The following is a 1951-nucleotide window of genomic DNA, read 5'->3' on the forward strand; positions in this document are numbered from 1 at the left end:
ACTCGTGGGCGTGTTCACTGTAGCGGTTGCCGGGTCCCGGTGGTGGCCTGACGGAGCTTTTCCGCCCGGGCATGGTGATCACGTAGACGGTAGGACCCGAGTTGGCTCATTTCGTTAGTGCGTGAGTCAGGACCCCGAAATCCGGTCGAGTAGGGCCTGCAGGTCGGCATCGACCTGCGGCGGGAAGGTGTGCCGGGTGCCGTTGATCGCGATGGTCGCCGACCGCAGCGGCCGCAGCAGCTTGACGACCTTGCCGATCGCGAGGCCGCTGCGGTCCTGCACCACCCGGGAGACGGCCAATGCCGCGAACACCACGGTCAGGTGCGCCTCGATCGCGTCGCGGGTGCGGTGGAAGATCGGCCGTGCCCGCAGGTCCGTCTTCGACATCCGGAACGACTGCTCGACATGCCACAACTCGTGGTACTTGGCGATGATTTCGCCCGGATCCATCAGCAAGACAGGAAGATTGGTGACGTAGCCCTTCAGGCCGACGAGCATCCTGGCTCGCTCCAGCGACGCGGTGTCCAGTCGCCGGCCCTTCGCGGTGACCGTCACGAACCGCGTGGACTTCGGGACCGCGTCCCCGTCGACCACCGCCCGGGCGCGGGCTTCCTGCGCGTTGAGGGTCTTCTCGTCACGAGCGGCGCGACTGCGCGAGTACTGCCACACCGCCCGCCACGCATTCGGATATTCCGCCGGATCCCACACCGGTTCGGCGCGTTTACGGGAGTTGTTCACCACCGAGCGGCCGTGCCGCGGCGTGATCGTGTCGATGACCTGACCGTCGGTGAAAACGGTGCCGTTCCAATGAAAGTGGGAGGCGAGATCCCCGGGCGCCTTGGTGACACGCGAGCCGACGATGAACTTCAACCCCGCGTCGTCGAGAGCAGCGAGGTTGGCCGCCGAGAGCATCCCGGCGTCCGCGGCCACGACCATCTCGACCCCGTCGAGGTCGTGGCGCGCCTGGAACTGCCGCACGATCGGCACAATCGTGTGGGTTTCGGCCGAATTGCCTTCGTAGCATCCGATCTCGAGCGGGAACCCGGTGCGGTCCACCAGCAGTCCGACGACGATCTGCGGGTCGACCCGACGTTCCTTCGAATACCCGACTTTCCGCAGGTCATCTTCCTTTTCGGCCTCGAAGTACAAGGTCGTCACGTCGTACAACAACAGGCTCAGACCGCCGGTTTCGGCGGCATGGACGAAGCACTGTTCGGCGATGCGATCCCGGTACTTGCCGGTGATGACCTGCCCCAGGTGTCGCTTGATCGTGGCGTAGCTCGGCGGATCCGCACCGAGGTCCTGCAGGACCCGGCCGGCGTCGAGCTTCGAGCCGGGTTCGACGATCCGGGCGATCACCAGGTCCCGGAACACCGCATCGCCGAGGATCCCGAACCCGAGCTGCTCGTACACGTCGGTCAGCACCTGGCGCAGCAGCACCGACCCGGTCGATTCCGTCCGTCCCGGCGCGTCCACCTGCACGGGTCCGGGCGCAGCGTCGAGCAGGGCGCTCTGCCCGCCGGCCAGGGGCTTTTCGACCGGAATCTGGGGCGTGACGCCGAGGTCGAGGATCTGCTGGTCGGGTTCGAGCCAGGCCCGGGCCCGTTCGAGCAGCATGCCGAGTTCGACGTCGGTGTGGGCGGAACCGAGGTGCTTGACGATCTCCTGCCGGCCGCCCACGTAGCGGGCGATCTGCACGGCCGTGGCCCCGGACTTGGTGCGCACCTTCCTGACAAACACCACTCGCCGAGCCTAGAACCAGCGCCGTTAGTGCGTGAAATCAGACCGATCCCGACGAGAACCAGCAGGTCACAGACGTGAGCCGTCAATCATCCCGAAAACGTGAGCCAACTCGGGTGTTCACTGTAGCGGTTGCCGGGTCCCGGTGGTGGCCTGACGGAGCTTTTCCGCCCGGGCATGGTGATCACGTAGACGGTAGGAATCCCCGTCG

At 66.2% G+C, this 1951-nt stretch carries 1 protein-coding gene and 1 pseudogene; both read right to left on the reverse strand.

Annotated features, from left to right (window positions below; genetic code table 11):
- Window positions 1–126: 126 nt before the first annotated feature.
- Window positions 127–1743: an IS1634 family transposase gene (locus ACWDUD_RS30605; protein ID WP_450111775.1), complete on the reverse strand. Its 1617-nt coding sequence runs from the start codon at window positions 1741–1743 to the stop codon at window positions 127–129.
- Window positions 1744–1860: 117 nt separating this feature from the next.
- Window positions 1861–1951, reverse strand: a pseudogene (locus ACWDUD_RS30610) (IS21-like element helper ATPase IstB); the annotation flags it as partial.

This window comes from Rhodococcus sp. NPDC003382 (genome assembly GCF_053589135.1).